Below are 25,077 nucleotides of genomic sequence, written 5' to 3'. Positions count from 1 at the left end.
CCGATTGCGCCCTATAGGGCTACAATCTATAGTGTTCAACTATGCCTGCCTGCCGCTTTTGTGCTTTTACGGAAATCCGTATCTGCGGCTTCTCACAGAAGCGCAAAGCCGCATCCGTGCCTTTCCACAAACCCGCCAATGCGGTTTTGCGCTTTCACGCTTCGGCGGTTTTGTGCGAATGAGGGGACGCCCATGAACCAGCTCATCACCGAGGACGAGCGCAGGCTGTTGCTGGAACACGGCCAAGCCCGCGCCGCTGGCCGGGTCATCGACCCGCTGCCCGTGGTGCGGCTGTTCACGCCGGATGCACACGCCACCTGGCTGTTGGTGTCGCTCGACCCCGCCGACGGCGATACGGCCCATGGCCTGATCGACTTGGGGATCGGCATGCCCGAGCTAGGCGAGATCAAGCTGTCCGACCTCGCATCCATCGTCGGGCCGAGCAAACAGCCCGTGATGCGGGACCGGTATTTCCGGGCGGTGCGCCCGTTGTCGGAGTACCTGCGGCTGGCCCAGGAGAACGGCTCCATCCTCGATTGAGCCGTTCGCGCCCAGGCCAAGCCGGGCGCATTGAGACTATTTCGGTCTTGCTCCAGACCCGTCCGGTCTTAGTCCGCACTATCGCACCAAATCGGTGCCATCGTGGCGCAATCGGTCATGATGCCGGCCGTGGCATCGGGCACGGTGGATATCGCAGGAGGCGCGTATGTCCTCGCGCGCCACCGTCGCATTCAGACGATCCATGCAACCCATCCGATGCATTTCGTCTTGACACGCAAGTTACCAATCTACCAGCTTATTCACGATTGGATGCAAGTTTGATGCGGTGACGTTTGCGTGTGAAACCGGTGACGGCCGTCCTGCTCTACGGGAGCTTGCGTCATGGCCGAGCCGCACCACTTCGCGCACTGGTATCCGACCGCCGCCTACCTCTACGTCCTGTGCCTGGACACGCTCGCACTGGCCTGGGAGTACCTGCGTCGCCATCCCGACTACCGGCTCGACTGGCTGCGCCGTCATCGCCAAGCACAAGCAATGCATGAGGCTGCGCATCGCTGGGGCCTGCGTCTGCTGGAAGACCCGGCCTTGGACGCGCGTGACGCGCATCCGGCCTGGCTCCCCGGCCATGAGGCCGTGGTGCAGCTTCACCCCGATGCCGATCCGCCACCGGATGCCGAGCCGTTCGCGTTTTGGCGCATTCCCGGCCACAAGCAACTGCTCCACGACGGCAAGGGCCTGGCGCTGATCGCGCGCAGCCCCGGCCTTTGCCAGCGCTATGCGCTGGCGCCTGGCCTTGAGGACGGCATGGCCGTGGCCCATGCCTACCGTGGCCGTGGGGCCACCCACGTGCCTGACACGCCAGCGCCGATGGCTCGCCCCCGACCGCCCCCTGCGGCGCTGCTGGAGCTGCACACCCTGCAGGCGCTCGACGCCACCCTGGCGGGCGCGTCCTTGCGCGACGTGGCCGAGGGCTTGTTCGGTGCGGACGCCGCGGCCGGCTGGTACAGCGACGGCGGCCTGCGCTCCAAGGTGCGCCGCCTGGTGCGGCGCGGCGATGCGCTGATGCGCGGCGGCTATCGCCGCCTAGCACAGCTTGCGCCGCTTGAGAAGGGTCGTTTTGAAGAGGACGCAAAACGACCCTGAGCAGGAGCGCTTCGTTTTCTGAGACTGCCTCCATCCGGTTGCGCTGTGTGGCCGGAGCCCTGCAACCGATGGAGGTTCTCACCATGCGTCCTGCTCCCTTGCGGCCTGCCGCCGCACCCGCAGCTACCCCGGCCGCTGCTGCACAGCCGCAGCGTTATCTCACCAACGACGAGGCTGCCGACTACCTGCGGCTGTCGCCGCGCACGCTGGAAAAGCAGCGCGTGCTGGGTGGCGGCCCCAAGTTCCGCAAGTTCGGCCGCCGCGTCATGTACGCCGTGGCCGACCTCGATGCCTGGGCCGCCGAGCGCAGCTTCGAGAGCACGTCCGATCCCGAATACGCCGAGCAGCACTCGGCGGACAGCCGTGCGCGCTGATCACTGGCGCGCGGGTGGCCTTCGCCATGTTCAGCCCATCCGGGGCAGTCAGGCAGGAGCGCGAACAGCTCGATCTGTTTCGCGCCTTGCCGGGCGACATGGCGCCGCGCGACAGCCAGGACTTGATGGCCTTTCCGTTCTTCTCGCTGGCGAAGTCGCGGCGCACGACGCCGATCGACTTTCAGGCCGGCGGCATCACGATCCGCGTGGAAGGCACGCAGGAACACGGCATCGCCACGATCTGGGATGCCGACGTGCTGATCTGGGCGGCCTCGCAGATCGTGGAGGCGCGCGACGCGGGCTTGCGCCCGTCGCGGCTGATGCAGGCCACGCCCTACGAGATCCTGCGCTTCATCGGGCGCGGTACATCGCTGCGCGACTACCAGCGCCTCAAGGCCGCGCTGGATCGCCTGCAATCCACGACGGTGGCCACGTCCATCCGGGAGACCACGGGAAGGCGGCTGCACCGCTTCTCGTGGATCAACGAGTGGAAGGAGCTGGCCGATGCCAGGGGAACGCCCTTGGGACTGGAGCTGATCCTGCCGGACTGGTTCTATGCGGGCGTGCTCGATGCCGCCCTGGTGCTGACCATCGACCCGGCGTACTTCCGGCTGACGGGCGGGATCGAGCGCTGGCTGTACCGCCTGGTGCGCAAGCACGGTGGGCGGCAGCCGGGCGGGTGGCAGTTCGACTTCCAGCACCTGTACCGCAAGTCGGGCAGCACGGCCAAGCCCTACGACTTTGCCTGCGACCTGCGTGCGCTGGTCGCGCGGCAGTCACTGCCGGGCTACGTCCTGGGCATCGAACGGCTGGATGGCGCCGAGCTGCTGACCTTCCGGCCAGGGCGTCCCGTGCCGTCCACGGCACGGGGATAAACGGTGCGCGTCCTGTGGACGGGCTCGTGCTATCAGGCGTGCCAGGTATCGTGCTATCGGGCGTGGGACTATCGTGCTATCAGGCGTGTCCATCGGCCGCAAAGCCAATGCTGGCGCGGGTTTCGGTCTCCCTTAACTTCCCTAACTTAAATACTCTAACTGGTAGTAGCAGCGCCGCGTCTCGGTGGACAACCGCCACAGGACGCGAAGCGCAGCGGCAACAGCCGGGCTTTCCAACGCGGAGGGCCAGGCCATGATCGTCGCGCTGCTCAACCAGAAAGGCGGCGTGGGCAAGACCACGCTCGCAACGCACATCGCCGGCGAGCTGGCGATGCGCGGCCAGCACGTCGTCCTGCTGGATGCCGATCCGCAGGGCTCCGCGCTGGACTGGACGCAGCGCCGCAGCCAGCAAGGCTTGCCAAGGCTGTTCAGCGCTGTGGGCCTTGCTCGCGAAACCCTGCACCAGGAAGCGCCAGAACTCGCCAGGCGGGCCGATCACGTCGTCATCGACGGGCCACCACGCATCGCGGCGCTGGCGCGCTCCGCGCTGCTGGCGGCCGAGCGGGTGCTGATTCCCGTGCAGCCCAGTCCCTACGACCTGTGGGCCAGTGCCGAGATGGTGGCGCTGATCCGCGAGGCGCAGGTGTTTCGGCCTGCGCTGCGCGCGGCGTTTGTCATCAACCGGCGCGTCAGCACCACGGTGATCGGACGCGAAGCACGCGGAGCGCTGGCCGAGCAGCCGCTGCCCGCGCTGCGCGCGGAAGTGCATCAACGCATCGTGTTCGCCGACAGCGTGGCCGCTGGCCGACTGGCGCGCGAGACGGCGCCCGACAGCGCCGCCGCCAGCGAAATCACCGCGCTGGTGGACGAACTGCTGCGGTGGCCGTCATGAGCAGTCCCGCCAGCAAACGCACGGGCAAGCGCGTGGGCATCGGCGCGCGCCCGCCCGCGAATCCGCACGCCGAGGCGTGGATTCGCCAGGGCAGCGCCGATGACCTCCAGAAAGGCGACCTCTACACGGCCCGCCTGACCCTCGACATCACGCCCGCCATGCGGGCGCGCATCAAGGTATCGGCCTTCACGCAAGGCGTGACGGTGGCTGATCTGTTGCGCGCGCTGCTGAAGCGGGAATTCCCGGAGAAGTCTCCATGATCACACCCGTTTCGACAGCATTGCCGACGTCATCTGCCCCGCCAGTCGGCCGAGCCGATGGCGTGCCGCTGACGCGCGTTGCGCTCGCCTACATCGACCAACGCTTCGACCTCTATCTGCGCTTCGGCGATCCCTCGCGCATCATCCGATTCGACCGCTGGCGTCGCTGCGCGGTGTTCACGCCGAACGCGGTTCTCTGCCGCATCCGCTGGCAGGCCAACGACTACGGCACGATCCGCTGGCAGCTCATGGTGATGCAGGCGTGCATGCCGATGGATGGCGCGCAGCGCATCCCCGGCGTGCAGCCGGGCGCGCGCCTGTTGCTGCACGCCGAGGGTGAGCAATCGGTGCGTGCCGTGCTGGAACGCATCGACGGCATCGAAGCGCTGGGCATCACGCCTGCTACCGCCTCGCCCGCGTACTGGCGCACGCTGGGCAACCGGCTCGCGGCGCGCTTGCCGCTGCCCGAATACAGCGCCGAGCGGCACGCCGCCTGGCTGGCCGTGAGGGCGCTGTCATGAGCACGATTTCTGTTCCCACTGCTGTCACGCATCCACGCTCGCGCCTGCGCGCTCGCCTCATGCTGGCGGGCCTGTCCACCTGCGGCCTCGCTGCGCTTGCCTGGGCGTCCTTCGTGCATCCGCTGCCGCGCCTGACCTACAACCCATCCGACAGCGTGGCGGTCGGATGGTATCGCGTCGATCCGCTCGACCATCGCACCAGCTCGCCGCCACGTCCGTTGTCCGTGGGTAGCATCGTGTTGGTGCCGCTGCCCGCCGAGGCCGCCGCGCTGGCTGCGCAGCGCGGCTACCTACCGACGCGCATCCCGTTGCTCAAGCGCGTGGGCGCGATGGCGCCGCAAGAGGTGTGTATCGCTGACGGCAAAGTCCGCATCGACGGCGTGCCTTCAGCCGCCGTGTTGCCTGCCGATCGCTGGGGCCGGCCGCTGCCATCCTGGCAGCAGTGCCGTCGCCTTCAGCCTGGCGAGCTGTTCCTGCTCAGCGCGACCAATCCGGCGTCTTTCGACAGCCGGTATTTCGGGCCGGTCAGCGCAGCCGCCGTGGTTGGCGTTGCGCGCCCGGTTTGGCTGGAGTCGCGCCCATGATGGCCGCTGATTCGCTGTGCATCATCGTGCTATCGGGCGTGTCGTTCCGGCGGCGTTCCGTGTGTCGTCGCACATGCAGTGCGAGCGCATCCGCGCCGCACTTCACGCTGCCTCCGGCGCAGCCGTCCCACGTGCAGGCGTCTTGTCTCGAACACGGATGGCCTGCGGCCATCGCCGTGTTCGCCGGTGCGCTGGCTGCCGGTGCAGCCTTGCCGCCGGGCCGCAGTTGCCTGGAGCGGATGCGGGAGGCAAATGCGGAAGGCAAGACAAAAGGGGGCGGCACCTGTCGGCCCGCAAAGCCAGTCTGCACGTGGGGGTGGCGCGGCACGCAGCGGCTTCGCCGCCGTGCTGCTTGTGGCGCGTGGCCCGCGTCGATATGGGCTTGTTCGCGTGCTTCGCACGACGGACTACGCCCCAGCTTTCAGGGAGAGAAGTCATGATCAACCGCCGCGACGACGATTTCCACATCCGCCCCAGCGCGCCAAAAAACCGCGGCCAGGGCTTCGTTTCCAAGGTGCTCCAGCAGGCCGGCAAGGCCAGTGGCGGCAAGTCCTCGGTGCGCCGTCCGGCATCGGCCGTCGGCGGCAAGGCCACCGGCCAGCGGCCCGGCTCACGCCTGGGGCGCGGCCATACGGCGGCGCGGTTTGCGGGCGCGAAGCTGACACCCATGTCGCGGCGCGTGACCATCAAGACCCTACTGGTGAACCAGCAGCGGGCCAGCCCGCAATCGCTCGCCAAGCACCTACGCTACATCGAGCGCGACGGCGTGGGCCGCGACGGCGAGCCAGGCCAAGCCTACGGGCCGCAGACCGATACCGCCGACCTCGACGCCTTCAAGGAACGCTGCGCCGACGACCGGCATCACTTCCGCTTCATCGTCTCGCCCGAGGACGGCGCGGAGCTGGAAGACCTGCGCACCTATACACGGCATCTGATGAACCGCATGGAAGCTGACCTGGGCACACGGCTGGAATGGGTGGCCGTTGATCACTGGAACACCGACAACCCCCACGCCCACCTGATCGTGCGCGGGCGCGACGATACCAGCAAAGACCTCATCATCGCGGGTGACTACATCGCCGATGGCTTTCGGCATCGCGCATCCGAGCTGGCGACCGAATGGCTGGGGCCGCGCACCGAACTGGAGATCCAGCAGACCTTGCAACGCGAGGTGGAGCAGGAGCGGTGGACGAGCCTGGATCGCACGCTGAAACGCGAGGCCGGCGAAGACGGCCGGGTGCAGATCGAACGCTTCAACGAACCGAAGCTGCAACGCCAACGCCTGCTGCTGATCGGCCGCCTGCAACGCTTGCAGCGCCTGGGGCTGGCCGACGAGACGCAGCCGGGCACCTGGGCCGTCCATGCCGATGCCGAGAAGACCCTGCGCGCCCTGGGCGAGCGTGGCGACATCATCCGCACCATGCAGCGTGCCATGCGCGGCGAGCCGCGCGAACTGGCGGTGTTCGAGCCGGGCGACGATGGCCGAACCATTCTCGGCCGCGTAGCCGCGAAGGGGCTGGCCGACGAGCTGCGCGACCGTGGCTATCTGGTCATCGACGGGGTGGACGGCAAGGCCCACTACGTCGCGCTCAACACCCGCGACGAGCTGGCGAACTATCCCACCGGCGCCGTGGTGGAGGTGAAGGGATCGGCCGACGTGCGCGCGGCCGACAAGAACATCGCCGTGCTGGCGAGCGATGGTCTGTACCGCACCGACCACCACCTTGCTATCGCGCAGGGCCAGGCCGTGCCGGGCCGCGATCCGCAGGAAGTCGTCGCGGCCCACGTCCGGCGCTTGGAAGCCCTGCGCCGGGCAGGCATCGTGGAGCGCGTGGCCGAAGGGCTATGGAAGGTGCCGGGCGACCTGCCCGATCAGGGCCGTCGCTACGACGCGCAGCGCCTGGGCGGCGTGGCCGTGGAGCTGAAATCGCACCTGCCCATCGAGCGGCAGGCCCGCGTGATCGGGGCCACCTGGCTTGACCAGCAGTTGATCGGCGGCGGCTCTGGCCTGGGCGACCTGGGCTTTGGCGGTGAGGCCAAGCAGGCAATGCAACAGCGCACCGACTTCCTGGCCGAACAGGGGCTGGCCGAGCGGCGCGGCCAACGCGTCATCCTGGCGCGCAATCTGCTGGCAACGCTGCGCAGCCGGGATGTAGCGCATGCCGCGAAGGACTTGGCCGCCGAAACTGGCCTGGAGCATCGGCCCGTGGCCGATGGCCAGCGCGTGGCGGGCATCTACCGCCGCAGCGTCATGCTGGCCAGCGGGCGCTACGCCATGCTCGATGACGGCATGGGGTTCAGCCTGGTGCCATGGAGGCCTGTCATCGAACAACGACTCGGTATGCCGATTTCTGCGCAGGTACATGACGGCCGCGTATCCTGGCAAATCCGACGGCAACAGGGCTTATCTGTTATCTGAAGCCAGCAGCATATCGAGCACCCACTGCAAGGATGCGTCTACAAGCGTTCTCGATGTTGACGACCGGAATGCGCCTGATGCCCATGCCGCGCAACGCCACCTTTCCGGGGATCAGCACCTGGTCGGCCATGACACCAGCAGCGGCGTTGCGCATGTGGGGCGCCTGCAGTTGGGACGGGGTGATGCCTGCATCGGCAATGGCTTCGCCAATCGCCTCGGCGGTGAGCGATTTGAGACCGCAGTCAATGTGCTTGCCGGAACGGGTCATGCCCGTGCCAGCGACGAAGACGGGCTGCATGGAAAGCATCTAAGACTGGGCGGATGAGGAATTTGCACGCCTGCGCCGGAGGCTGGTGATCCAGCCGCTCAAGCCATTGGGGGCCAGGAAGACCACCGCGAGCAGTGCGAAGCCGAAGATCATCCACGGCGCGGATTGCGACACGCTCTCGGCCAAGTTGGGCGTGAGCACGATGAAGGCAGCCCCCAGGAAGGCGCCCCACAGGCTGCGCACCCCGCCCACGAAGCTGCCCACCAGCAGGGACACCGAGAGCAGGAAGGGAAAGTTCTCGGGCGCGACGAACTGGCCCGCCACCACGCTCAGGGCACCGGCCAGGCCGGTGAACGCCGCGCTGAGGCCGAACATCTGCGTGCGCAGGGCGGTGATGTCGAGCCCGCCCGCCGCCGCCGCGAGCGGCTGGTCGCGCGAGGCGTCCACCAGGCGGCCGAACTGCGAGCCGAGAATCCGCCGCGCCAGCAGGAAGGCGCAGAGCGCGCAGGCCGCAACGCAGGCCATGATGGCCCAGTCCGCCCGGTCGGCCAGCACTCCTGGGAACACAGGTTTTTCCAGGACGATCCCCGCCACGCCGCCGGTCAGCCACTCGATCTTTTTCCACTTGAGCGCCTGCGGTGTCACCACCGCCACCGCGAAGGTGGACAGCGCCAGATAAAGCATGGGCAGCCGCAGCGCCGGGAAGCCGAAGAGGAAACCCGCCACGAAGCACAACAGCGCCGCCACCGGCACGCCCACGTAGAATGGCCAGCCCAGGTGATGCGAGAGCACCGCCGCAGTATAGGCACCGATGGCGAAGAAGGCGCTGTGGCCGAGCGAGATCTGGCCCGTGTAGCCGGTGAGCAGGTTCAGGCCCATGATGGCGATGCCATAGATCAGCACCTGCGTCATCACGTACAACGGATAACTTTGCCAACTAAAGGACCAGGCCAGCAGCGCGAGCCCGACCACCGAGGCCGTCCAGCGCAACCAGGTGGGCGATGCCGCCGGGCGGATGTTGAGTGGGGCGTTCATGGTACTCATGCTCACACCCTCACCTGGGCCGTCTTGCCGAAGATACCGGCGGGCCGCAAGACCAGCATCGCGATGATCAACAGCATGATGCAGGTCAGTTTCAGGTCGTTGCCGACCACGTAGGCGCCCAGCAGGTTCTCCAGTACCCCGACGGCGAAGCCCCCGGCCACGGCGCCCACAGGGCTGGCGATGCCGCCCAGCAGCGCGCCCGCCAGTGCGTAGATCAGCGGCCCCATCATCATCGACGGCTCCAGGAACACGATGGGCGCGGCCATCAGCCCCGCCACGGCACCGGCCACCGCTGCAAGACCCCAGCCCACGGCCAGCACCTTGTTGGTGCTGATGCCCGACAGTTCCGCCGACGGCGCGTTCACCGCCACCGCACGCATCGCCAGGCCGAACCGGGTGAAGCGGAAGAACGCGAATACCGCCGCCAGTTCGGCCAGGGTGACGAGCAGAACGCCGACCTCGTGGGCCGACAGATAGGGTTCGGCACGGCTGAGGACGCCACCGAACGGCGTGGCGAACTCCAGCATCTCATGCCCGAACAGCCAGCCGACCAGGCTGTTCAAGATGATGAGCAGCGCGATGCTGGCCGCCACGACCGAGAGCACCGGCTTGTGCCGCAGGGGCTGGAAGATGACCCGTTCCAGCGCCAGCCCGAGCAGGAAGGAACCCACGACCACGACGGCGAAGGCCACCCACCATGATGCGCCCGCCTGAACCAACGCCCAGCTCATATAGGTGGAGAACATCGCCAGTTCGCCCTGCGCGAAGTTGACGGACGAAGTGCAGCGATAGATGAGCACAAGCGCGATGGCGAGGCTGGCATAGATGCCGCCCGCCGCCAGGCCCGAAGCTATCTGGTGAAGGAATGCTTGCATGGTGATGAACCTTTTTTGATCAGTGGCCGAGGTAGCTGCGGCGCACGGCGTCGTCTTCGCGCAGCTCGGCTGCGGTGCCCTGGGCAGTGACGCGCCCGCTTTCGAGCACATAGGCCCGGTTGACTAGGTTCAGCGCGACCTGGGCGTTCTGCTCCACGATGAGCGCCGTGAGGTGCTCGGTTTCGCGCAACTGGTGCAGGAGTTCGTAGATCTCCTGCGTCACGCGCGGCGCGATGCCGAACGAAGGCTCGTCCAGCAGCAGCATCTTGGGGCGCGTCATCAGCGCGCGCGCGATGGCCAGCATCTGCTGCTCGCCGCCGCTGAGCGTGCCCGCCGCCTGCTTCGCGCGGCTGGACAGCTTGGGAAACAGCGTCTGCATCCGGGCGATGTCCTGCTCGATGCCGTCCTTGTCGCGGCGGTGGATGGCGCCCACGCGCAGGTTTTCCAGCACCGTCAGGTCGCCAAAGGTGCCGCGCCCTTCGGGCACGTGGGCGATGCCCAGCGAGGCGATGGCGGGCGCGGCCATGTCGATGATGTCCTGGCCCTCGAAGCGCAGCGTGCCCTTGGCAGTCACCTGCTGGTGGCTGATGGCGCGCAGGATGGAGGTCTTTCCCGCGCCGTTGGCGCCGAGCAGCGCCACCATCTCGCCGGCCTGCACGTGCAGGTCGATGCCATGCACCACCGCCGTTCGGCCGTAGGCCACCGCGAGGTTGCGGATTTCAAGCCGTTGGGTCACAGCACACCTCCCAGATAGGCATCGAGCACGGCGTCGTTGTTGGCCACTTCCTCGGGCGAGCCCTGGGCGAGCTTGCGGCCAAAGCTCAGTACCGCGAGGTCGGAGCAGGTCTTCATCACGAAGCGCATGTTGTGCTCCACGATCACCATGGTCAGCTTCAATTCCTCGTGCAGGCGCAGCAGCACGTCGCGCAGTTCATCGACCTCGCCAGCGGTGAGGCCAGCGGCGGGTTCGTCAAGCAGCAGCAGCTTGGGCCGCGTCACCAGCGCCCGCGCGATTTCCACGCGGTGCTGGATGCCCACCGGCAGTTCCGCCACGCCCCGGTCGGCATAGTCGGACAGCCGCAGCGTGGCCAGGGCCGCGTCAGCCGAGTGCGCGATTTCTTCCTCGGCGGCACGGACGGCGCGCGAGCGCAGCGCGGCACCCAGCATCGACACCGGCAGCCGCGCGTGCGCACCCACCATCACGTTTTCGCGCACCGTGAGCGAGGGGTAGAGCGCCACGTTCTGGAAGGTGCGGCTCAGACCCAGCCGTGCCACGCCGTGGCGCGGCAGGCGCGTCAACTCGGCCTGGCCGAAGCGCACGCTGCCGTGGGTGGGCCGGTACAGGCCGCTGATGCAGTTGAAGCAGGTCGTCTTGCCAGCGCCGTTCGGCCCGATCAGGCCGAAGATGCAGCCCTCGGGCACGTCCATCGAGAAGGCGTCCAGCGCGACGACACCGCCGAAGCGGATCGTCAGGTCGCGTACGGAAAGAATGGGTTCCATCGCTGCGCTCGCCCCGTCAGGACGGCATCACCTTCCAGCTCGTGCCGTCGAACTGCTGGATGCGCATGTCCGGTATCGGGTGAGGGCGGGCGTCGCTGGTCTTGACACGCAGGCCCGGCAGCATCATGGGCAAATCCATGTCCAGGCGGCGCGACTGCCGCATGATGTTCTCGCGCGAGAGGTCGTTGCCGCACTGCTTGAGCAACTGCACTGTCACTTGCCCAAGGCAGGCACCGAGCACGGTGAGGTACTCCTTGGCCGCGCCTTTGTTGTATTTGTCCATGAAGGCATGCCAGGCCAGGACACCAGGGTCGTCCTTCCAGGTCGGATCGCTCGGATCCTTGAGGAACGCGGCGCTCATGATGCCCTTGACCTTGTCCAGCCCCACCGGAGTCAGCACCGCGGGCACCGAAGATGCGCTCGGGTTGATGTAGATGGCCGGGCGCCAGCCGATGTCGTGGGTCTTGCGCAGCGACTGGAGGGTGGCTTTGGGCGAACCCCACGCCACCAGCACGTCCGCGCCCGAGGCATGCATGGAGACGATCTGCGAGTCCACCGTCGGATCCGACACTTCATGCGACTCTTCGCTGATGAGCTTCTTCCCGGCGGCAGCCAGAACCTCCTTCACGCCACGCAGCACATCCTTGCCGGCGTCGTCGTTCTGGTAGAACATGGCGATCTTCGCGTTGGGCCGCGTCTGCAGGATGTGCCTGGCCAGGATGCGCCCTTCGTCGGTGTACAGGGGCAGCCAGCCCATGCTCCAGGGGAACTTAGCCGCATCATCCAGCCACGTGGCAGAGCCGGACGAAACGAAGAGTTGCGGTACTTTGGCGTTGTTGAGATAGCTGCGCGACGCCAGCCCAGTGGACGAGCCTATCTGCGCCGCGAGAAAAGCCACCTGATCGCGCTCCACCAGGCGGCGCGATTGCTCCAGGGTTTTCGGCGGGCTGTAGCCATCGTCGGCCAGCACCAGCTTGAGCTGGCGCCCATTCACGCCGCCCTCGGCGTTGACCAGGTCAAACCATGCAGACATGGTCTTGCCGACGACGCCATAGCCTGCGGCCGGGCCGCTGAGCGGCCCGGTCGAGCCGATCTTGATCTCGCGATCCGTCACGCCCGGGGTGCCTGCGCCCTGCGCGCGGACCAGGCCAGAAACGCCGGTCAGCATGGCGCCGGAAAGCATGGTGATGAATTGTCTTTTTTGCATGATGTCTCCTGTGGTGGTGGTGAGATGAATGGATGGGTGAACCCTGCTTGCGGTATCAGGCCGTCTTCCCTTGCAGGCGCAGCACGGCTTCGCGGATCAGCGGCATGCGGTCGTTGCCGAAATACATGTCGGTCTTGTCCACAAAGATGGTCGGCGAGCCAAAGCCGCCGCGCGCGACCACCTCATCGGTGTTGGCCTTGAGCTGATCCTTGATCGCCTGCTCGCCGATGCCTGCAAAGAATGGGGCGGGATCGATGCCAATGCGCTGGCACACATGGGTCAGCACCGAATCCTGCGAGATGTCCTGGTCCTCGCCCCAATAGGCTTCAAATATGGCGCGGGCAAACGGCACCATGTCGTTGCCGAGCCAGACGCAGCCGCGCATCGCCTTCACGCTGTTGACGGGAAACACCGTCGGCGGCATCTTGATCGCAAGCCCCGTCGAGCGGGCCCAATCTGCCAGATCCTTTTTCAGGTAGCGGGCCTTCTGCGGCACCGGCGTCTCGCGCGAGGCGTAGACGGTCGGATTGATCGTGTTGAAGATGCCGCCGACCAGGATGGGCCGCCATGTGACCTCGACGCCCAGTTCGTCGGCGAGCGGCTGGATGTTGTGGAAGGCGAGATAGGTCCAGGGGCTGGAGCAGTCGAAGAAGAATTCGATCATGGTGTTTCTCGCTGGTTGTTGGGCGACATGCGGTGTGCCATCTCCTTGGCCTTCTGGCCGAACATGTTCTTTCTTGCTTCGTCGTCCAGCGGCTCCTTCTCGAATTTGCCGACCGCCAGTCCCGCCTGCACTTGCGGCCGGGCGCGCACGCTGGCGTACCAGCGCTTGATGTGGGGAAAATCGTCGAGCGTGAAGCCTTGCGCCTTGTGGGTCATGGCCCAGGGAAAGCAGGCGATGTCGGCGATGCCGTACTCGGCGCCGGCGACATAGGCGCCGGTCTTGCCGAGCTGGGTATCGAGCACGCGATACAGCCGCGCCGCTTCGTCGCGGTAACGCTCGATCGCGTAGGCGATCTTTTCCTGCGCATACAGCGCAAAGTGACCATGCTGGCCGAGCATGGGCCCCAGTCCGCTCACCTGCCACATCACCCATTGCATGGTTTGGGTGAAGCCGCGCAGATCCGTGGGCAGGAAGCGGTTGGTTTTCTGGGCCAGATAGACCAGGATGGCGCCGGTCTCGAACACCGAAAGCGGGCCGCCGCCGTCGAGCGGCGCATGGTCCACTATGGCCGGAATGCGGTTGTTCGGGCTGATCGCCAGAAATTCCGGCTTGAATTGCTCGCCAGCGCGGATGTTGACCGGAGTCACCGTATAGGGAAGTCCGAGTTCCTCAAGCAGGATGGAGATCTTCCAGCCGTTGGGTGTCGGTGCGTAATGCAGGTCAATCATGGCGAATGACGCTCCTGGCGAGCTGCGGATCGACATCACGCCATGACTTGCAGTCACCCGTGGCCGGCCCCCTGACATTCCAGGCTCCCGTCGCGCGGCTTTCTCGGGTTGACGACATCATGCGCAGCTCTTCGAGGGTTCAAGGCGTCAGCGCGGCGCCATGCGGAGGGCCCCATCCACGCGGATGGACTCGGCGTTCATGTAGCCGCAAGTGACCAGAAACTCGACGGCCTGCGCGAATTCATCGGGGTCGCCCAAACGCTTGGGAAAGGGCACGCTGGCCGCCAGCGCTTGCTTGACGTTGTCCGGCAGGGCCAGCAGCAAGGGGGTGCCGAAGATCCCCGGCAGGATGGTGTTGACGCGAACGCCTTCGTCCATCAGGTCGCGTGCGATCGGCAAGGTCATGCCCATGACGGCGGCCTTGCTGGCGGCATAGCTGGCCTGGCCGACCTGGCCGTCCACCGCAGCGGCCGAAGCGGTGTTGACCACGACGCCGCGGTCGCCGTCGGCCAGCGGTTCCAGCGCCAGCATGCCCGCCGTCGATTTGGCAATGCAGCGGAACGTGCCCACCAGGTTGATCTGCACGATGCGGTTGAAGCGATCCACCGCACTCGGGCGGATCTCACCCGTTTTCCGATCGCGGCTGACAGTCTTGACGGCGTCGGCCGTGCCGGCGCAGTTGACCAAAACGCGTTCCTGCCCGATCGCGGCGCGGGCCTTGGCGAAGGCTGCGTCCACCTGCTCCTCGGACGTTACGTCCACGTTGCAGTAAACGCCGCCAAGCTCGCTGGCCAACGCCTGGCCGACGGCTTCGTTCATGTCGAAGATGGCGACCTTGACGCCATGGCTGGCCAAACGCCGGGCCGTGGCGGCCCCCAGGCCGGAAGCCCCCCCGGTGATGACGGCAGAAATGCCGGAATTGAGTTGCATGGTTTTTCCTTGAAGATGACAGACAGGCGTTATTGGCCGGTGAATTTGGGGGTGCGCTTGCCCAGGAATGCCGCTTGCCCTTCCAGGTTGTCGGCCGAACGCAAAGCGACAACGAAATTGCGCTTCTCATGCTCCAGGCCCTGCGCGAGCGGGGTTTCAAAGCTGGCCAGGGCCGCATCCTTGGCCAGCGCCACGGCCAGCGGCGAATTGGCCGCAATCCGGCTGGCCATCGCCAACGCCGTCGGCAGGGCCTGGCCGTCCGCCGTCACTTCGGCGACGATGCCGACGTCGCAAGCCTTGCGGGCATCCATGAAATCGCCGGTCAGCAACAGCGCCATGGCTTTGGACTTGCCGATGGCATGAATCAAGCGCTGGGTGCCGCCCGCACCGGGGATGGCGCCCAGCTTGACTTCCGGCACGCCGAACTTGGCGGACTCGCCCGCGATCACGATGTCGCAGGCCAGCGCCAGTTCCGTGCCGCCGCCCAGCGCGACCTTTTCCACCGCCGCGATGACGGGCTTGGGGAAGCGCCCCAGCGCCGCAAAGAAGTCCCAGCCGGTCGCCGAGCGGTCGCCCAGCAGCGGCGCGGCGCGCAGCACTTCAAAGGCCGTGATGTCGGCGCCCGCGCAAAACACGCCCTCGGCGCCGGTGATGACGACGACCCGCACGACATCGTCGTCGCGCAGTTGCGCAAGCTGTGCGGACAGGCCATCGAACACCGCGCGGTTCAGGCTGTTCTTCGCACGCGGGCGGTTGATGGTCAGGGTGACGACGGCGCCGTCACGGCTGACGAGCACTTCACTGGCTTCGCTCATGGTGGCCCCGCTCATGCAAGCCGCTCGATGATGGTGGTGTTGGCCGTGCCCGAAGCCTCGCAGATGGTTTGCAGGCCATAGCGGCCGCCCCGGCGCTCCAGTTCGTACAGCAGGTCGGTGAGCATGCGCGCGCCGGTGGAACCCAGCGGATGGCCAATGGCCATCGAGCCGCCGTTGACATTCAGGCGGTCGTCCGGGATGCCGAATTCCTGCTGGAACATCAGCGGCACGCCGCCGAAAGCCTCGTTGACTTCGAACAGGTCGATGTCGTTGATGGTCAGGCCCGATTCCTTCAATGCCTTGCGGGTGGAGTCGAGCACGGCGGTGAACTGGATCACCGGGTCGGCGGCGGCCACGGCGGTGCTGACGAAGCGCGCACGCGGCTTGAGGCCATGCTTTTTGGCATAGGCACGGCTGGCGATCAGCAGTGCGGCGGCGCCGTCGCTGATCTGCGACGAGTTGCCGGCGGTGGTGGTGCCGTTGGCGGCAAACACGGCTTTCAGCGTGGCCAGCTTCTCGGGGTCGGGGTTGGCGCGCACGCCCTCGTCGGCGGCGACGACGGGGCTGTTCGGGTCGGCCGGGTCCTCGGTCAGATGCACCAGTTGATCCTTGATGCGACCGGCCTGAATCGCCTCGGCGGCGCGCTTGTGGCTGCGCACGGCGGATGCATCCAGGACTTCACGGGTCAGGCCGAAGCGCGAGTTCAGCAACTCCGACGAAACGCCTTGCGGTATCAGCGGGTTGTCCTGGTAGCGCGCCAGTTCGCGCGGGCTGTATTGCGCGCCCAGCGGCGCGCCGGGCTTGAACGACGGCGGCAGCGGCGCCTGCGACATCGACTCCACCCCCCCGCCGATGGCCAGCTGGTAGGCCCCCGCCTGGATGCCATGCACGGCAAAACTCACCGCCTGCTGGCCGGAGCCGCATTGCCGGTCCACCGTCACAGCCGGGACGGATTCGGGCAGCCCCGCCGCCAGCACGGCATGGCGGGCCAGGTTGCCATGCTGCTGGTCCCACTGCAGCACACAGCCGACGATCACGTCGTCCAGATCGGAGGGGTTGACGCCGGACTGTTCGACCAGCTGGCGCAGCGTCTCGGCCATCAGATCGACGGGGTGCCATTTTTGCAGGCGCCCGCCGCGCTTGCCCACGGGGGTGCGCAGCGCGCCGACGATCACGGGTTCATGGTCATTCATGTGGTTCTCCTGGTAAGAAACTGGGGGTCATGCAAAGCGGGTGTCAGGCGGAATAGCGGTCTGCCTGCTCGACGCGTATGCGCTTCTTGTCGAGCTTGCCGACGCTGGTCTTGGGGATGGCCTCGACGAACAGAACCTGATCCGGCCACTGCCACTTGGCGAAGGCGCTGCCCAGGTGCTCCTTCAGTTGTTCCTGGGTCGCCTGCTGGCCGGGCTTGAGCACCACCAGGGCCAGCGGCCGCTCCTGCCACTTCGGATGCGGAACGCCGACCACGGCGGCGTCGCGCACGGCGGGGTGGCCCATGAGCAGGTTTTCCATGTCGATGGAAGAAATCCATTCGCCGCCGCTCTTGATCACGTCCTTGATGCGGTCGGTGACCTTGAGGTAGCCGTTCTCGTCCACCGTGCCGACATCGCCCGAGCGCCACCAGCCACCCTCCAGGAAGCGGTCTGCGGAATCGGGCATGTCGTGGTAGCTGGCCGTGATCCAGGGGCCGCGCACGCAAATCTCGCCCGCCGACTTTCCGTCATGCGGCAAGTCCTTGTCATCGGCATCGAGGATGCGGATGTCCACCCCGGTCAGCACCAGACCCTGCTTGCGCTTGAGGTTCCAGCGCTCTTCCTCGGTCAGGCGCTTCTTGAGCGTGGACTTGAGGCGGTTCATGGTCACCAGCGTCGTGGCTTCGGTGGCACCGTAGCCGTGGACCACCTCGGCACCGGTGAGTTTGTAGAAACCGATCATCATCGACAGCGGCGGCTCGGAGGCGCCGGACAGCATGCGCATGCTGCTGAAGTCCGGCTTGACCGGCATCGTTTCGATGTACTGCAGCATGGGCTGAAAGATGGCCGGTGCGCCGTTGGCGACCGTCACGCCCTCGGCGATCATGGCGTCAACCAGGGGCTTGGTGTCCTCGGCGACATAGCGGCCCGGCAGCACGATCTTGTCGCCCAGCAGCGTGGCGGCCTGCGGCAGGCCCCAGCATTGCCCGTGGAACATGGGCGTGATGAGCATCACGCAGTCGCTCAGCGTCATGCCCAGATTGGTGGCCATGCCCGTGGAGTGCAGGTAGATGCAGCGGTGCGAGTAGTACACGCCCTTGGGCTTGCCCGTGGTGCCGGTGGTGTAGCAGGCGCTGTAGGCCGAGGTTTCGTCGATCTCGGGCCAGTCGATCTTGGGGTCGGCGGCGGCCAGCAGGTCTTCGTAGTGCAGCAGCGGTTTCAGCGTGGTCTTAATCTGGTCCAGCGGCTTGTCGGTCATGACGATCCAGCCCTTGATCTGGGGCGAATTCGCCGCGACGGATTCGGCGATGGGCAGCAATGATTCGTCCACGCATACGTAGGACACTTGGCTGTGGCCGACCACGTAGCCCAGGTCTTCGGCGCCCAGGCGCAGGTTCATCTGCAGCATGACCGCGCCCAGGCCAGGGATGGACCAGTACAGCTCGAAATGGCGTCGGCTGTTCCAGTCCAGGATGCCGACCCGGTCGCCAGGTTCGACACCGAGCGCGCGCAGCGCATTGGCGCTGCGGCAGACGCGCGCGTAGCAGTCGGCATAGGTGTAGCGGTCCCAGCCGCCATCGGGCGTGCGGTAGACGATCTCCTGGTCTCCGTGGGTGCGCGCGGCGTGCCGGATGAGCGTCGTGGTGTTGAGCTGGCGGTCGTTGCCCGAGGTAGACGGGCAGCCGCGCACGATCTTGGTGGTGTTGGTCATTCTCTGGTCTCCTATGTGGTTGCGTTGAGTGCCTGGAACCGTGGGGCCGGGGCCGCCTCGATGGCGCCGGAGGGGGTGGTCTGGTAGATACCCCGTGCCGCGTTGTGCGGATGCCGCGCCGCCTCGGCCAGGCTGAGCACGGGCGCGAAGCAGGCGTCGCTGCCTTCGAGCAACGCGCACCAGTGCGCCCTGGGTTGGCTGCGGATGAGGGCCGCAATGCGCTCCTTCAGCGCTGGCCACGTCGTCGTGTCGTACTGGTCGGCAGGGTTCACGTCCGTCAGGCCCAGCTTCGACAGCAGCAGTGCGTGGAACGCGGGCTCCACCACCGCGAGGCTGATGAAGCCGCCGTCGGCACAGGCGTACACGTCATAGAACGGCGAATCGTGAAACGGGCTCGGCTTCGTGCCGTCGATCTGCCCATTGGCGCGAATCCAATGCACCAGCGTGCCCATCATGGCCACGATGTCGATGATGGCGGCATCCACGACCCGGCCGCGGCCACTGCCCCTACCGTTACCGCGCGCATCGACCAGCGCGCAGGCGACACCGAAGGCCATGCCCAGCGCCCCGGCCGCGTCCCCGAGCACCGAGGGCGGCACGATGGGCATCTGCCCCTTGCGGGCCGACAGCGACAGCAGGCCCGTCAGCGCCACGTAGTTCAGGTCGTGGCCAGCGGCCCGGGAGAGCGGGCCGTCCTGGCCCCAGCCCGTCATCCGGCCATAGACCAGCTTGGGGTTGCGCGCCGCGCATTCGGCGGGGCCGAACCCCAGCCGTTCCATCACGCCGGGGCGAAAGCCTTCGATCAGAACGTCGGACTGGCCGATCAGATCCAGGGCGCGCGCCTTGCCGCCGGGCGACTTCAGGTCGGTGATCTCGACCGTCTTGCCCCGGTGCAGCGGGTTGGCCGCCGCCCCGCCCAGCGGCTGCGCCCCGGCGGCCTGCTCGGCCCGTGTCAGCGCAATCACCTCGGCACCCATGTCGGTCAGCATCATGGCGGCCAGCGGGCCCGGCCCGATCCCTTCGAACTCCACCACACGGACGCCGTGCAGTGGCTTTTGCAGCATGTGCGAGGCGTTCACAGCTTCCTCGCAATCAGTTCTTTCATGACCTCGTTCGCGCCGCCGTAGATCTTCTGCACGCGCGAGGTGGTGTACATGCGCGCGATCGGGTATTCGTACATGTAGCCGTAGCCGCCGAACATCTGCAGGCACTCGTCCACCACGCGGCACTGCTGCTCGCTGCACCACCACTTGGCCATGTACGCGGCTTCGGCGTCGAGCTTTCCGTCCAGCAGCCGCTGGATGCAGTCGTTGACGAAGGTGCGCACCACGTGAGCGGTGGTGGCGATCTCGGCCAGCTTGTGGCGCGTGGTCTGCATCTCGAACAGCGGTGCGCCGAAAATCTTGCGCTCCTTCGTGTATTCGACGGTGAGTTCCAGGGCCCGGTCGATGATGGCCGCCGCAGGCACGGCGATGGTCATGCGTTCGTAGGGCAACTGGCCCATCAACTGCTTGAAACCAAGCCCTTCGACGCCCCCCAGGACTTGATCGACCGGCACGCGCACCCCGTCGAAGAAGAGTTCGGCGGTGTCCGACGCATGCAGGCCGATCTTGTCGAGCAGGCGGCCCACGCGGAACCCTGGCAGGTTCTCGGTCTCCACCACGATCAGCGAAAGGCCTCGGCTGCCCGCCTCGCCGGTGCGTGCGACCACAATCAGCAGATTGCAGGTGTAGCCGTTGGTGATGAAGGTCTTGGCACCGTCGATCACGTAGTGGTCGCCATCACGGCGCGCGCGGGTGGCGATGGCCTTGAGGTCCGTCCCGCAGCCGGGTTCGGTCATCGCAATGCCGAGCAGCATCTCGCCGCTGCTCAGCTTGGGCAGCCAGCGCTGCTTCTGCTCCTCGGTGCCGTAGTCCATGATGTAGTGCGCAGCGATGCTGTTCACCTGGACGTTGTTGGGCATTTCCGCTCTGGTCAACTCATCCTGTACCACCAGCTGGTAGGCAATGCTGGCCCCGGTGCCGCCGTAGGCTTCGGGCATTTCGGGCAGCATGAACCCCATCTCGCCGAAGGGCCGCCAGGTCTCGCGCGGGACGTAGCCCTGTTCGCGCCAAGCGGGCAGGTGCGGAGCCATCTCGGCGGCGATGTAGCGGCGCACCTGGTCGCGAAAGGTCTCGATGTCGCTGTCCATCCAGGGTTGACGGTGCAATTGCGGCAGCATGGGAGCGCTCCTCAGAAGGTTTGTACGATGAAGGTTTGAAAACTTGGCCAGCGATGCGGCCCCGGGTCATGCCCGCATACCCACAACGGGGCGGGCGAAGCGTCGAATCTCTGCGTTCTCAGTCTGTCCAGGGCATATGGTCGGCATTCAGCCCGTGCGCGTCTTGCCCGCCAGTGCATGGCAAGTTGACTTTGCGTGTGCAAGGGAAAGCCCGGCTGACTCGACCGGGCCGATGGCGGAGCCGTGAGCAGTCATGCCGCGTGCATCGCTGGGCGACACTCCAAAGCGTTGTTTGAATGCGCGGCAGAAATGGCTGGTGGAGTTGAAGCCCCAGTGAAAGGCGATCGCCGAGACCTGCAGATGCCGGCAGACCGGGTCAACGAGTGTCCGCCAGCACGCTTGCAATCGGCTTTCCAGGATGTGGCCGACCACCGTGGTATCGCCCTGCGCAAACAGCGCATGAAGGTAACGCAGTGAAATACCGTGCGCCGCGGCGATGCGTGCCGGACTCAGGTCATCCTCTTGAAAATGCTGGGCGATGTAGGCAAGTACTCGTTCGCGCAACGCGGCCATGGCCGTGAATCGAGTGGCGCTCTCCGGCTCTGGCAGCGCAATGTCCAGAAGCCCGATCACCGTGCGGCAAAGGGCGACGTGGGCGGAGGGCGGCACGGCGCCGATCTCCTTTGCCAACCCCATCAGGTGTTGGCTGAGCAGTGAGCCCACGCCTGTGTGACTGTCAATGCGGCAGGCTGCGGGCGGCTGCTTGCGGCCCGGTAGATGCTCGCGCATGAGCTGCCAGGGAATCATCAACGACACGCTGTGGGTTCGTTCCAGCACCTCATAGTCTTGCCGCTGATCGGTACGCCAGAGGAACATGTCGCCCTCGCAGATTGGCGTGTCCCACTGCTGCAACTGTACTCGGCCGCTCAGGTTCAGCTGCAGCCCCAGGCAGAACTCATCGTCGAATGACGAATGTCCAGGAGGAGACTGCTCGACGCAAGCACCGGTCACGGTGCATACCAAGGAGGCTCCGGCGAGTTCGTGTCGCCGCAACTTCGCCTGGAATGCAGCAGGCTTCGCCGGGGAGGAAAGACTCCAGCGCTGGAAGGAGTCCTTGAGGATCGCTTCCGTCGCATCTATCCTGCCCTCGATGGGCGCATGGTCGATGGACCATTCCATGGGTGACTGTTGCAGCACTTGTCGTCTCCTGAATCTGCCCCCAGACGCCGCAGCCCATCGGGACCGGAGCGTCGACACCGTGGCGTGCTTTCGTGCGGCGCTCAGGGTACCCAAGGCATACAGGCAATCGTAGGCAGCGGTGCTTGGCGCGGCAATGACGGATGGTCTCGATCAACTGACAAGGCACCTCTTTCGACGGATGGGGGAGCGAGGCAACCCCGCAGCCGAGCGGCCCTGCGCTAACCTCCCGGCATCGACGGCGAACTGAAGATGCAAGGAGACGATGATGGATCTGGGTGCAATGCTGGCAGGCAAGCGGGTGCTGGTCACGGGGGCCTCGTCGGGCCTGGGCGAGAACTTCGCTCGGCTGGCTGCTGGTTGCAAGGCCAAGGTAGTGATTGGGGCGCGGCGCAAGGCGCGGCTCGACAAACTCGCCCAGGAACTCGAAAAGCTCGGTTCGCCTCAGGTCACGGTGCTGGAAATGGATGTGGCTTCCGAGCAGTCCATCGACGACGCCTTCGCCGAGATAGACGCCTCGGGCACCATCCTCGACGTGGTGGTTAACAACGCCGGGGCTTCCAACGACGCCTTGTCGCTCACGCTGCCTGTGTCCGACTTCGACTCGCTGATGGAGACCAACGTGCGCGGCGTGTGGCTGGTGGCCGCGCGTGCCGCGCAGCGCTGGGTGGATGCGGGGCGGGGAGGCTCAGTCATCAACATCGCATCGATCCTGGGCGAACGCGTGATGCCGGGCGCCATGCTGTATGCCACGTCCAAGGCTGCAGTCGTGCACATGACCAAGAGCCTGGCGCTCGAATGGGCGCGCCACGGCATTCGCGTCAATGCCATCGAGCCGGGCTACATCGACACCGAGATGACCGATGCCATGTGGGATACCGACCATGGCAAGGCGCTTATCAAGCGCATCCCGATGCGCCGCCTGGGTAAGCCGGAGGAGCTCAACGGTCTGTTCCTGCTGTTCGCGACCGAGGCCGGGTCGTGGATGACCGGCGCCTGCGTGCCAGTGGATGGCGGGCATCTGTGCTCGTCGCTTTGAGTGCGACCGCGTCGAAGCAGCGCTACGTTTTTTGGGTGCGCGAACGATAGACGCCTGGCGTGCTGCCGGTCCATGACTTGAAGGCCCGCTGGAAGGCGGTGCCGTCGGCGAACCCCAACTCGGCGGCGATGGCGCTCAGCGCGGCATCGGTGCTGGTCAACCGAACGATCGCCATGTCGCGCCGTAACTCGTCCTTCAGCACCTGAAAGGACTTGCCCTCCACGGCCAGATGCCGCTGCAGTGCGCTGACCGACATGTGCAAGCGCTGCGCGGCGACAGTCAGATCGGGCCACTCCGGGCACGCTTGCTGCAATAGCGCGCGCACCCGCGCGCTGGCTGTCCGCTCGATTAGACGCGGGCCGATCAGGTTGCCCGGTGTGGCACGCAAAAAGGTCTGGAGCGCGGCGGTGTCACGGCGCATCGGCTGCGTGAATGCGGATGCCTCGAACCAGACCGCCGACCGCGCCTGCCCGAACCGCAACGTGCCCGAGAAGATTTGGGCATAGTCTGCGGCACGCGGCGGTGGCTCGAAGGCAAAATCGAGCCCTCTGGGCACCAGTCGGCCGCCGTGCAGCCATACCAGCAGACGCCAGAAAACGCGCAACAGCAGCCCGTGCAGGAAGTCTGAATGTTTGCCCAGGGCGTGGCGCACGTCCAGAGCAGCACCCTTGAGCAAGCCATCAGAGACGGGCACAAGCGCCACGTCGTCCTGCAGCAGGGCGAAGGATGCACTCACGCGCTGCAAGGCGGCTGCCAGCGTCTTGGCCCCGAGCGTAGAGCGAGCCATCAGCGCAAAGCTGCCGCAGCGCAACGGCCGACCGTGTAGATGGCCTAGGCATTCGTCGTCCAAGCTGTTCTTCACGGCACTGAAGAGTGCGATGTATTGCTCTATGGTCACACGCGACTGCTCCAGATGCAGCAGCGACTCGGCGATGCGGGCCTGCGCCAGAACGCCATCCAGCCAGGACTCGGTGGCCAGTCCTTTGCTGCGCGCGCCGTCGAGCAGGCCATGCACGGCAAAAACAGGAACAGTGACGACGGGTTTCAACATGGTCAAAGGGAGCAACGATAGCTGGCGCTGAATCCGAAATTACACCAAGAAAACGGCCCGCTAACGATGTAGCGTCCGGCTGCGGTCAACCGGATTTTGCCTTGTGCATACAAAGTCAACTCGCCATGCACTGGCGGGCAAGACGCGTATGTGCCGAGTGCCCAGAATACCGCTTGGTAGCACACCCAGGGACGACCCGTGGACGTTCGGCATCGATGCATTCGCATGAATGCTTCTTCGGCAACGGCATGTCGGTGTGCTCACCCGAATAGCCCAGCAACCAGGAGAGAGTGAATGTCTGTCTGCGCCGTGCCTTTGCGCAACATGCTGATTGATGCGGTGATGCGCGAACGTCGTTCCGTGCGCGCCTTTCTGCCGACCCCGGTGTCGCAAGAAGCGGTGGCCCAGATTCTGTCGGTGGCAGCCAGCGCGCCCAGTGGCACCAACACCCAGCCGTGGCATGTCATTGCCGTGGCGGGCGAGGCGAGGAAGCGCCTATGCGACCGTGTATTGCACGCCTTTCACCATGAAGAGGGAGAGCACCAGTCCGAATACGACATCTACCCGGCCGAGTTCTTCGAGCCCTACCTGACCAGGCGGCGTCGGTGCGGTTTCGCTCTTTATGCCGCAGTCGGAATCTCCAAGGGAGATACGGATGCCATGCGCGCTCAACATGCACGCAACTTTGCCTTCTTCGATGCGCCGGTCGGTTTGATCTTCACCTTGGACCGGCGCATGGTGCAGAGCAGTTGGGTGGACTACGGGATGTTCTTACAGAACATCATGCTGGCGGCCCGCGCACGAGGCCTGGATACCTGTTCGCAGATGGCGTGGACCCTTTACCCGCGCCTTCTGGCTGAAGCCCTGCAAATCCCGGACGGGCAGATGGTCCTGTGCGGCATGGCACTGGGCTATGCCGACCCGGCGGCCGTGGTGAACCGCGTGCGCACCGAGCGTGAGCCGGTCGAGAACTTCACACGCTTCAGCGGCTTCTAGAAATCTTGTCATACCAACTAATCGCGTCGTAAGCCGCCTGAGAAATTCAGCCGCCCTGAAGCGGTTGAT

At 66.1% G+C, this 25,077-nt stretch carries 27 protein-coding genes; 11 read left to right on the top strand and 16 right to left on the bottom strand.

The genetic code is table 11. The features are described 5' to 3' along the window. Nucleotides 1–192 precede the first annotated feature (192 nt). The 9 genes from A6745_RS14515 to A6745_RS14475 all read left to right on the top strand — a co-directional run bounded on the left by A6745_RS14515 (nucleotide 193) and on the right by A6745_RS14475 (nucleotide 7,569). Entirely contained in the window at nucleotides 193–540 is a 348-nt protein-coding gene (locus tag A6745_RS14515; RefSeq protein WP_016452550.1) for a DUF2958 domain-containing protein, read from the top strand. 342 nt (nucleotides 541–882) lie between these two features. Beyond that, nucleotides 883–1,644: a DUF2285 domain-containing protein gene (locus tag A6745_RS14510; protein ID WP_016452549.1), complete on the top strand. Its 762-nt coding sequence runs from the start codon at nucleotides 883–885 to the stop codon at nucleotides 1,642–1,644. 83 nt (nucleotides 1,645–1,727) lie between these two features. Further along, entirely contained in the window at nucleotides 1,728–2,018 is a 291-nt protein-coding gene (locus tag A6745_RS14505) for a helix-turn-helix transcriptional regulator (RefSeq protein ID WP_016452548.1), read from the top strand. Between the two features lie 26 nt (nucleotides 2,019–2,044). Next, nucleotides 2,045–2,893 carry a replication initiator protein A gene (locus tag A6745_RS14500; protein WP_016452547.1) on the top strand — a complete coding sequence of 283 codons (849 nt, stop codon included), beginning with the start codon at nucleotides 2,045–2,047 and terminating at the stop codon, nucleotides 2,891–2,893. A 253-nt stretch (nucleotides 2,894–3,146) separates the two neighbouring features. Beyond that, nucleotides 3,147–3,785 (top strand): ParA family partition ATPase, encoded by a 639-nt coding sequence (parA, locus tag A6745_RS14495; protein ID WP_016452546.1) that lies wholly within the window; start codon nucleotides 3,147–3,149, stop codon nucleotides 3,783–3,785. Beyond that, a complete protein-coding gene (locus A6745_RS14490; RefSeq protein ID WP_016452545.1) occupies nucleotides 3,782–4,045 on the top strand; it encodes a hypothetical protein in 264 nt (87 codons plus the stop codon). Before parA ends, A6745_RS14490 begins: the two co-directional genes overlap by 4 nt. Further along, nucleotides 4,042–4,566 carry a DUF2840 domain-containing protein gene (locus A6745_RS14485; protein ID WP_016452544.1) on the top strand — a complete coding sequence of 175 codons (525 nt, stop codon included), beginning with the start codon at nucleotides 4,042–4,044 and terminating at the stop codon, nucleotides 4,564–4,566. Before A6745_RS14490 ends, A6745_RS14485 begins: the two co-directional genes overlap by 4 nt. Then, entirely contained in the window at nucleotides 4,563–5,150 is a 588-nt protein-coding gene (locus A6745_RS14480; RefSeq protein ID WP_016452543.1) for a S26 family signal peptidase, read from the top strand. The genes A6745_RS14485 and A6745_RS14480 overlap by 4 nt, the downstream gene beginning before the upstream one ends. Before the next feature lie 436 nt (nucleotides 5,151–5,586). After that, nucleotides 5,587–7,569 carry a relaxase/mobilization nuclease domain-containing protein gene (locus A6745_RS14475; RefSeq protein ID WP_016452542.1) on the top strand — a complete coding sequence of 661 codons (1,983 nt, stop codon included), beginning with the start codon at nucleotides 5,587–5,589 and terminating at the stop codon, nucleotides 7,567–7,569. Here A6745_RS14475 and A6745_RS14470 read toward each other — a convergent pair. From A6745_RS14470 to A6745_RS14400, 15 genes are all read right to left on the bottom strand, one after another. Continuing rightward, nucleotides 7,562–7,876, bottom strand: a complete 315-nt coding sequence (locus A6745_RS14470; RefSeq protein ID WP_227458987.1) for a beta-ketoacyl-[acyl-carrier-protein] synthase family protein — start codon at nucleotides 7,874–7,876, stop codon at nucleotides 7,562–7,564. The two genes, A6745_RS14475 and A6745_RS14470, sit on opposite strands and share 8 nt — an antisense overlap. Beyond that, complete coding sequence (locus tag A6745_RS14465) at nucleotides 7,877–8,872, bottom strand: branched-chain amino acid ABC transporter permease (protein WP_197488159.1); 996 nt, start codon at nucleotides 8,870–8,872, stop codon at nucleotides 7,877–7,879. It lies immediately after the preceding gene. An 11-nt stretch (nucleotides 8,873–8,883) separates the two neighbouring features. Further along, complete coding sequence (locus tag A6745_RS14460; RefSeq protein WP_016452539.1) at nucleotides 8,884–9,756, bottom strand: branched-chain amino acid ABC transporter permease; 873 nt, start codon at nucleotides 9,754–9,756, stop codon at nucleotides 8,884–8,886. 19 nt (nucleotides 9,757–9,775) lie between these two features. Then, on the bottom strand, nucleotides 9,776–10,492 hold the full coding sequence (locus tag A6745_RS14455) for an ABC transporter ATP-binding protein (RefSeq protein ID WP_016452538.1): 717 nt from the start codon (nucleotides 10,490–10,492) through the stop codon (nucleotides 9,776–9,778). After that, nucleotides 10,489–11,256 carry an ABC transporter ATP-binding protein gene (locus A6745_RS14450; protein ID WP_016452537.1) on the bottom strand — a complete coding sequence of 256 codons (768 nt, stop codon included), beginning with the start codon at nucleotides 11,254–11,256 and terminating at the stop codon, nucleotides 10,489–10,491. The genes A6745_RS14455 and A6745_RS14450 overlap by 4 nt, the downstream gene beginning before the upstream one ends. Before the next feature lie 16 nt (nucleotides 11,257–11,272). Then, a complete protein-coding gene (locus A6745_RS14445; RefSeq protein WP_223275148.1) occupies nucleotides 11,273–12,439 on the bottom strand; it encodes an ABC transporter substrate-binding protein in 1,167 nt (388 codons plus the stop codon). A 79-nt stretch (nucleotides 12,440–12,518) separates the two neighbouring features. Further along, complete coding sequence (locus A6745_RS14440) at nucleotides 12,519–13,127, bottom strand: 2-hydroxychromene-2-carboxylate isomerase (protein ID WP_016452535.1); 609 nt, start codon at nucleotides 13,125–13,127, stop codon at nucleotides 12,519–12,521. Then, nucleotides 13,124–13,855 carry a glutathione binding-like protein gene (locus A6745_RS14435; RefSeq protein ID WP_016452534.1) on the bottom strand — a complete coding sequence of 244 codons (732 nt, stop codon included), beginning with the start codon at nucleotides 13,853–13,855 and terminating at the stop codon, nucleotides 13,124–13,126. The genes A6745_RS14440 and A6745_RS14435 overlap by 4 nt, the downstream gene beginning before the upstream one ends. Nucleotides 13,856–14,002: 147 nt before the next feature. Beyond that, nucleotides 14,003–14,785, bottom strand: coding sequence for an SDR family NAD(P)-dependent oxidoreductase (locus A6745_RS14430; protein WP_016452533.1), 783 nt, complete (start codon nucleotides 14,783–14,785; stop codon nucleotides 14,003–14,005). A gap of 29 nt (nucleotides 14,786–14,814) precedes the next feature. Further along, nucleotides 14,815–15,600, bottom strand: a complete 786-nt coding sequence (locus A6745_RS14425; protein WP_223275149.1) for an enoyl-CoA hydratase/isomerase family protein — start codon at nucleotides 15,598–15,600, stop codon at nucleotides 14,815–14,817. Nucleotides 15,601–15,611: 11 nt separating this feature from the next. Beyond that, nucleotides 15,612–16,793: a thiolase family protein gene (locus A6745_RS14420; protein WP_016452531.1), complete on the bottom strand. Its 1,182-nt coding sequence runs from the start codon at nucleotides 16,791–16,793 to the stop codon at nucleotides 15,612–15,614. Between the two features lie 43 nt (nucleotides 16,794–16,836). Next, nucleotides 16,837–18,504, bottom strand: a complete 1,668-nt coding sequence (locus tag A6745_RS14415) for a long-chain fatty acid--CoA ligase (RefSeq protein ID WP_016452530.1) — start codon at nucleotides 18,502–18,504, stop codon at nucleotides 16,837–16,839. 11 nt (nucleotides 18,505–18,515) lie between these two features. Further along, entirely contained in the window at nucleotides 18,516–19,568 is a 1,053-nt protein-coding gene (locus A6745_RS14410; RefSeq protein ID WP_066128915.1) for a CaiB/BaiF CoA transferase family protein, read from the bottom strand. Nucleotides 19,569–19,579: 11 nt separating this feature from the next. Further along, nucleotides 19,580–20,725: an acyl-CoA dehydrogenase family protein gene (locus A6745_RS14405; protein ID WP_016452528.1), complete on the bottom strand. Its 1,146-nt coding sequence runs from the start codon at nucleotides 20,723–20,725 to the stop codon at nucleotides 19,580–19,582. Between the two features lie 147 nt (nucleotides 20,726–20,872). Next, nucleotides 20,873–21,904 (bottom strand): helix-turn-helix domain-containing protein, encoded by a 1,032-nt coding sequence (locus A6745_RS14400; RefSeq protein ID WP_017405984.1) that lies wholly within the window; start codon nucleotides 21,902–21,904, stop codon nucleotides 20,873–20,875. Between the two features lie 286 nt (nucleotides 21,905–22,190). Here A6745_RS14400 and A6745_RS14395 point away from each other — a divergent pair, with 286 nt between their 5' ends. After that, on the top strand, nucleotides 22,191–22,961 hold the full coding sequence (locus A6745_RS14395; RefSeq protein WP_016452526.1) for an SDR family NAD(P)-dependent oxidoreductase: 771 nt from the start codon (nucleotides 22,191–22,193) through the stop codon (nucleotides 22,959–22,961). A gap of 22 nt (nucleotides 22,962–22,983) precedes the next feature. Here A6745_RS14395 and A6745_RS14390 read toward each other — a convergent pair whose 3' ends face one another. After that, on the bottom strand, nucleotides 22,984–24,012 hold the full coding sequence (locus A6745_RS14390; RefSeq protein ID WP_016452525.1) for an AraC family transcriptional regulator: 1,029 nt from the start codon (nucleotides 24,010–24,012) through the stop codon (nucleotides 22,984–22,986). Between the two features lie 294 nt (nucleotides 24,013–24,306). Here A6745_RS14390 and A6745_RS14385 point away from each other — a divergent pair, with 294 nt between their 5' ends. Beyond that, nucleotides 24,307–25,008 (top strand): nitroreductase, encoded by a 702-nt coding sequence (locus A6745_RS14385; protein WP_016452524.1) that lies wholly within the window; start codon nucleotides 24,307–24,309, stop codon nucleotides 25,006–25,008. Nucleotides 25,009–25,077 lie beyond the last annotated feature (69 nt).

It is taken from the genome of Bordetella ansorpii (assembly GCF_900078705.1).
Taxonomy (GTDB): Bacteria; Pseudomonadota; Gammaproteobacteria; order Burkholderiales; family Burkholderiaceae_B; genus Bordetella; species Bordetella ansorpii_A.
This window is presented reverse-complemented; position numbering and strand designations above follow the sequence as displayed.

What these genes read in the sequence shown, in the direction of transcription:
- A6745_RS14445 (WP_223275148.1), bottom strand. Translation starts at nt 12,439, where the DNA reads ATGCTTTCCGGCGCCATGCTGACCGGCGTTTCTGGCCTGGTCCGCGCG.
- A6745_RS14510 (WP_016452549.1), top strand. Translation starts at nt 883, where the DNA reads ATGGCCGAGCCGCACCACTTCGCGCACTGGTATCCGACCGCCGCCTAC.
- A6745_RS14515 (WP_016452550.1), top strand. Translation starts at nt 193, where the DNA reads ATGAACCAGCTCATCACCGAGGACGAGCGCAGGCTGTTGCTGGAACAC.
- A6745_RS14420 (WP_016452531.1), bottom strand. Translation starts at nt 16,793, where the DNA reads ATGAATGACCATGAACCCGTGATCGTCGGCGCGCTGCGCACCCCCGTG.
- A6745_RS14415 (WP_016452530.1), bottom strand. Translation starts at nt 18,504, where the DNA reads ATGACCAACACCACCAAGATCGTGCGCGGCTGCCCGTCTACCTCGGGC.
- A6745_RS14425 (WP_223275149.1), bottom strand. Translation starts at nt 15,600, where the DNA reads ATGAGCGAAGCCAGTGAAGTGCTCGTCAGCCGTGACGGCGCCGTCGTC.
- A6745_RS14450 (WP_016452537.1), bottom strand. Translation starts at nt 11,256, where the DNA reads ATGGAACCCATTCTTTCCGTACGCGACCTGACGATCCGCTTCGGCGGT.
- A6745_RS14385 (WP_016452524.1), top strand. Translation starts at nt 24,307, where the DNA reads ATGTCTGTCTGCGCCGTGCCTTTGCGCAACATGCTGATTGATGCGGTG.
- A6745_RS14410 (WP_066128915.1), bottom strand. Translation starts at nt 19,568, where the DNA reads ATGCTGCAAAAGCCACTGCACGGCGTCCGTGTGGTGGAGTTCGAAGGG.
- parA (WP_016452546.1), top strand. Translation starts at nt 3,147, where the DNA reads ATGATCGTCGCGCTGCTCAACCAGAAAGGCGGCGTGGGCAAGACCACG.
- A6745_RS14465 (WP_197488159.1), bottom strand. Translation starts at nt 8,872, where the DNA reads ATGAACGCCCCACTCAACATCCGCCCGGCGGCATCGCCCACCTGGTTG.
- A6745_RS14480 (WP_016452543.1), top strand. Translation starts at nt 4,563, where the DNA reads ATGAGCACGATTTCTGTTCCCACTGCTGTCACGCATCCACGCTCGCGC.
- A6745_RS14460 (WP_016452539.1), bottom strand. Translation starts at nt 9,756, where the DNA reads ATGCAAGCATTCCTTCACCAGATAGCTTCGGGCCTGGCGGCGGGCGGC.
- A6745_RS14485 (WP_016452544.1), top strand. Translation starts at nt 4,042, where the DNA reads ATGATCACACCCGTTTCGACAGCATTGCCGACGTCATCTGCCCCGCCA.
- A6745_RS14500 (WP_016452547.1), top strand. Translation starts at nt 2,045, where the DNA reads ATGTTCAGCCCATCCGGGGCAGTCAGGCAGGAGCGCGAACAGCTCGAT.
- A6745_RS14505 (WP_016452548.1), top strand. Translation starts at nt 1,728, where the DNA reads ATGCGTCCTGCTCCCTTGCGGCCTGCCGCCGCACCCGCAGCTACCCCG.
- A6745_RS14435 (WP_016452534.1), bottom strand. Translation starts at nt 13,855, where the DNA reads ATGATTGACCTGCATTACGCACCGACACCCAACGGCTGGAAGATCTCC.
- A6745_RS14490 (WP_016452545.1), top strand. Translation starts at nt 3,782, where the DNA reads ATGAGCAGTCCCGCCAGCAAACGCACGGGCAAGCGCGTGGGCATCGGC.
- A6745_RS14405 (WP_016452528.1), bottom strand. Translation starts at nt 20,725, where the DNA reads ATGCTGCCGCAATTGCACCGTCAACCCTGGATGGACAGCGACATCGAG.
- A6745_RS14400 (WP_017405984.1), bottom strand. Translation starts at nt 21,904, where the DNA reads ATGGAATGGTCCATCGACCATGCGCCCATCGAGGGCAGGATAGATGCG.
- A6745_RS14470 (WP_227458987.1), bottom strand. Translation starts at nt 7,876, where the DNA reads ATGCTTTCCATGCAGCCCGTCTTCGTCGCTGGCACGGGCATGACCCGT.
- A6745_RS14440 (WP_016452535.1), bottom strand. Translation starts at nt 13,127, where the DNA reads ATGATCGAATTCTTCTTCGACTGCTCCAGCCCCTGGACCTATCTCGCC.
- A6745_RS14430 (WP_016452533.1), bottom strand. Translation starts at nt 14,785, where the DNA reads ATGCAACTCAATTCCGGCATTTCTGCCGTCATCACCGGGGGGGCTTCC.
- A6745_RS14390 (WP_016452525.1), bottom strand. Translation starts at nt 24,012, where the DNA reads ATGTTGAAACCCGTCGTCACTGTTCCTGTTTTTGCCGTGCATGGCCTG.
- A6745_RS14475 (WP_016452542.1), top strand. Translation starts at nt 5,587, where the DNA reads ATGATCAACCGCCGCGACGACGATTTCCACATCCGCCCCAGCGCGCCA.
- A6745_RS14395 (WP_016452526.1), top strand. Translation starts at nt 22,191, where the DNA reads ATGGATCTGGGTGCAATGCTGGCAGGCAAGCGGGTGCTGGTCACGGGG.